Genomic DNA, 4,000 nt, shown 5'->3' on the forward strand with positions numbered 1-4,000 from the left:
GGGTAAGGGATTTAAAACCTTTCCCCTTTCCCCTTTCCCCCTTCCCCTTTAAAGAAGTTTGGGAGGCTTGCCAATGACCCCACCCGACATATAGAAGGATGCTATCAACTACCACTGAATTATTACGACTGTCTCAAGGACAACTCAACTTACTAGAAGCTTGTCCGCGTAAATTCCAACACACTTACTTAGAACAACTCAATTCCCCTGCAAATCCCGAACACGAGGAACGCCAAACTTTGGGTAGCCGCTTTCACCTGCTGATGCAGCAGCGAGAAATGGGCTTACCAATTGATAGTATTCTCCAAGCAGATCCTCAATTGCAAAGGTGGATGGCTGGTTTTACAGATGCAGCCCCAGAAATTTTAATGTCTGCAACAGACAATCAAACTTTTCGTGAAAGTGAACATTACCGCACTCTGCAAATTCAAAACTATTTGTTGACGGTTGTCTATGATTTATTGATTGCAGATAACCAACAAGCACAAATTCTCGATTGGAAGACTTATCCGAAACCACTTCATAAGCGCAAGTTAGAATCTAATTGGCAAACACGCCTTTATATGTATGTTTTGGCTGAAACTAGCGCTTATTCACCAGAAAATATTTCCATGACTTACTGGTTTGTTCAATCTGAAGGCAAACCGCAAAATATTAAATTTACTTACAATACTGCTCAACATCTAAAAACAGCAAAGAAGCTTAAGCAACTGTTAAATCAGTTAACTGATTGGTTGGAGGATTATCAAAATAACATACAGTTTCCCCAAGTGCCGGAGGGCAGTAAAATGTGTGATTATTGTACCTTTGCCAAGCGGTGCGATCGCACAACAGTCACTGAAGAAACTGCGAATGAATCTTTGCTGAATCTTGACAGCATTCAAGAAGTTTCACTTTGATTTTATCCACACCCAAGGGATTTGGTCATCCGATAGATGTAGATTTACGAGAAATATTGAATGCTATTTTCTATGTGCAATGTACCGGATATCGGTCTACATACAACTGTCTATAGCTACTTTCCCAAATACCATTTAATCCTGCTGGTGAGCAAATTTATAAGCACCCCAAAGAGAAAGAGCGATGGCGGCTGCTAACAAAATCGGTATGCTATACCAAGGAAACTGAGACAAGGGTAAATGAGCAGCAGCACGTAGTCCGATGCTGGCATAGGTTAAGGGTAACAAGTAAACTACAACTTTCAGGGCTGCTGGTAATGTACCAGGGTCAAAAAAGGTCGCTCCTAAAAAAGACATGGGGATAATTATAAAGTTGTTGTAGAGTCCTACTGATTCGAGCGATCGCACACTCAATCCTACAATCACTCCCAACCCTGCAAATACAGCACAATTGAGTACAAGTAAAACTAAAAATAGCGGATTCAAAAAATTCCAATTTCCAGTCAACAGTACCGCTACTAAAATCACCGAACCTGATGTCATCAACCCCCGCACTACTCCCGCCAACATTTTGCCGATGTGTAATGCTAATGGATGTATAGGAGTTAACAATAATTCCTCGAAAGTTTTACTAAATAATCTGTCTCCACAAATGGAAAATGTCGTCCCACCAAAGCTAATGGTCATTGACGACAGTGCTACCATACCTGGTAATATAAATTCCAAATAGTTTTCATAGTTACCACTAATTCCTGACCCTGGTTTGATGGAACTACCCAAACCTAAACCAAAAGCTAAAATATATATCAGTGGAGATATTAACCCTGATGCAGCAACTTGCACAACTCTAGCACGTAAATCTAGCCAATCTCCCCAAAAAATAGTTAGACTATCAGCTAGGAGAATTTGAAATTGCGAAGTTTTGAAGCTCTTGCCCGATAGTAAGGCTTTTTGAAATTTCACTTGCTTTGAGTTAGGTATTGAAATTGTATTCAAAGTTAATTTACATTGTTTGAGACATCAAATACTAGGGGTGATAAAAATATCTGCATCGAAAAATATGTCATTAAAATAATTTATCCAAATTTATAGATAAGATTACTAGCTAGTTAATATAAATTGGAACTGTCACCAACTAACCTTGAAATTGCATTCAAAAATTTAAATAAGACTTACGCAAAATCATGAAAAAACTAACCGCAAAGGACGCATTCGCGCAGCATCTCGTCAGAGAAGGACACAAAGGGATAAGAATTTCAGAGAGTTATTGCGTAAGTCCTGTTAAATAATCTGCTATTGTTGTCATTTAAGAAGAAAATTTTCACAAACTCCCACACAATTACAGTTAAAACTAGGCATACTGAAAGAGGTAGAAAAATTTAGACTACTCCTGCTCAATTGACGTGAAGGTGATTAAGCAACAATGAGACGTAAATCGACTGGTAGATCGGCTACTACTTCTAGACCCTCTAATTTTCAATCCCCGATGTTTAACCTCTTCACTATCGCAATTATGGGAGGGGTGTTGATTTTGGGAATTGGAATCGGCATTGCTTTTAGTTCTACAACCACATTGGCACCATCAAATGTCGCTTCTCGTGAATTTATTGATACCAAAGCACCGAACCCTGAGATCTGCGTGCAGTATGGAGCCAGTGCTATGGTGATGGACGCTAGGTTGTTCGTAACTCTCAACCCCTTCAATGTCTATGTTTCTCAGCCGAGTATGCGTCCTGGATGTGTTATCAGACAAAATAACTGGGCAATTTTAGAGCAGCGTCGCTTGGTGACATCTGAACAGGTAAGGGATTGTAAGAATCGCTTAAATACCTTTGGTTTTACAGGTAATTTGGATAGTGATAACCCTGATATTAGATGCATATATCAAAATGAGGCTGCTCAAAACTTCTTCACAGCTCAACCAGGGGCAGTGGGAACACCCCAGGAAACCGATAGATTTTAGATTTGGGTATGGGGAGTGTTGACTGGTAGCAAAGGCTTGAAATCCAAAATTTATATCATCTTCCCGTTTCCTACCTGCCCTTGGGAAGGGGTTGCCCAAACTCAATAACTTGGGGGTTGGGAACGTTAGGGGTTGTGGGGAGTGGAAATTCAGACATACCGAAATTAGGAATACTATTCAACGTACCGGGTTGATTTGGGAAAGAAGGAGGGGGAAGAATAAAACTTGGTTGTTGAGGGGGTGTATTGGGGGTGAGAGGAGGTACGGTTACAAAGGGTTGACTTGAGTTAGTAGTGCTTGTTGAGGGTAGCTGATTCGATATAGGCTCAATTGTGAGTAAAGGTGGTTGTGAGTCAGGAGTAAGTACGGGTAAGTTATTAGGGGATTGAGAGTTAGTAGTAAGTACGGGTAGGTTATTAAGGGATTGTGAGTTAGTAGTAAGTACGGGCGGCTCAGTAGGCGGCTTTTGGGGTGGTTTTTTGGCTGGAGGTGCTGAATTTGCTGGTTTTACAGCAGTACTTTTACCAGAAATAACAGGGCGTAATACCCAGCGAGTGGGGTTTTTTCGAGAAACTGGTTGTAGTTGCACCTTATTGGCATTTAAAACAGTTCCCGGTGCTAAATCTAGAACAATGCGTGTAGCGTTTTCATTGAGTTGAGAAACACGAATACTTTTGATGACTCCAGAGTAACTTTGTTGGGTGGTAACATCACCTAACTTAGTATTAGGTAAATCTACAACCAACCGGGGTGGTTGGGCAAGGTAGAAATAACGAGGTGTTGTGGGTGTTGAAAGAGTGATTTCGAGTTGCTGTGTTTTCGGTGAAAAGCGCCAATTATCTAGTTTTGCCACTGCTGTTACAGCAATGCTGGAAGTTTCAAAGGCGATCGCTGCATAAAAACCGAATACACTGAAACTCAGTAACTTTTTGCTCCAGTGGCAATGCCAGGTCTTTAATCTGTGAGCCATTGTTAATTATGCCTTTAATATTAAGTTCTGAGGAATTTCTAGTATAAGCTCAGAATTAAATTATACTTTTGCCTTTTTATTCCTCAGTTGCCACTATAAATATATACACTCGATGGGCTGGGTAGGGTAAAAAAGTGAGTGGGGGGATGAGGGAGATGAGGAAGAAGC

At 40.6% G+C, this 4,000-nt stretch carries 4 protein-coding genes and 1 pseudogene; 3 read left to right on the forward strand and 2 right to left on the reverse strand.

The window, feature by feature from the left end; genetic code table 11:
- Positions 1 to 98 precede the first annotated feature (98 nt).
- Both GNE10_RS32565 and GNE10_RS32570 read left to right on the forward strand, forming a co-directional pair.
- A complete protein-coding gene (locus GNE10_RS32565) occupies positions 99 to 899 on the forward strand; it encodes a PD-(D/E)XK nuclease family protein (protein ID WP_185570144.1) in 801 nt (266 codons plus the stop codon).
- Positions 899 to 988: pseudogene (locus tag GNE10_RS32570) on the forward strand (IS5/IS1182 family transposase); the annotation flags it as partial. The gene GNE10_RS32565 and the pseudogene GNE10_RS32570, both read left to right, overlap by 1 nt.
- Before the next feature lie 46 nt (positions 989 to 1,034).
- On the opposite strand, the gene GNE10_RS32575 reads toward GNE10_RS32570, so the two are convergent.
- Positions 1,035 to 1,862 carry an ABC transporter permease gene (locus tag GNE10_RS32575; RefSeq protein ID WP_185570146.1) on the reverse strand — a complete coding sequence of 276 codons (828 nt, stop codon included), beginning with the start codon at positions 1,860 to 1,862 and terminating at the stop codon, positions 1,035 to 1,037.
- 460 nt (positions 1,863 to 2,322) lie between these two features.
- On the opposite strand from GNE10_RS32575, the gene GNE10_RS32580 reads away from it, so the two are divergent.
- Positions 2,323 to 2,862, forward strand: a complete 540-nt coding sequence (locus tag GNE10_RS32580) for a DUF3172 domain-containing protein (RefSeq protein WP_099071863.1) — start codon at positions 2,323 to 2,325, stop codon at positions 2,860 to 2,862.
- A gap of 70 nt (positions 2,863 to 2,932) precedes the next feature.
- Here the strand turns inward: GNE10_RS32580 and GNE10_RS32585 are convergent, their stop codons facing one another.
- Positions 2,933 to 3,832 carry an AMIN domain-containing protein gene (locus GNE10_RS32585; protein ID WP_185570148.1) on the reverse strand — a complete coding sequence of 300 codons (900 nt, stop codon included), beginning with the start codon at positions 3,830 to 3,832 and terminating at the stop codon, positions 2,933 to 2,935.
- Positions 3,833 to 4,000 lie beyond the last annotated feature (168 nt).

Origin of the sequence: Nostoc sp. 2RC, assembly GCF_014222165.1 — a bacterium.
Lineage (GTDB): Bacteria > Cyanobacteriota > Cyanobacteriia > Cyanobacteriales > Nostocaceae > Nostoc > Nostoc linckia.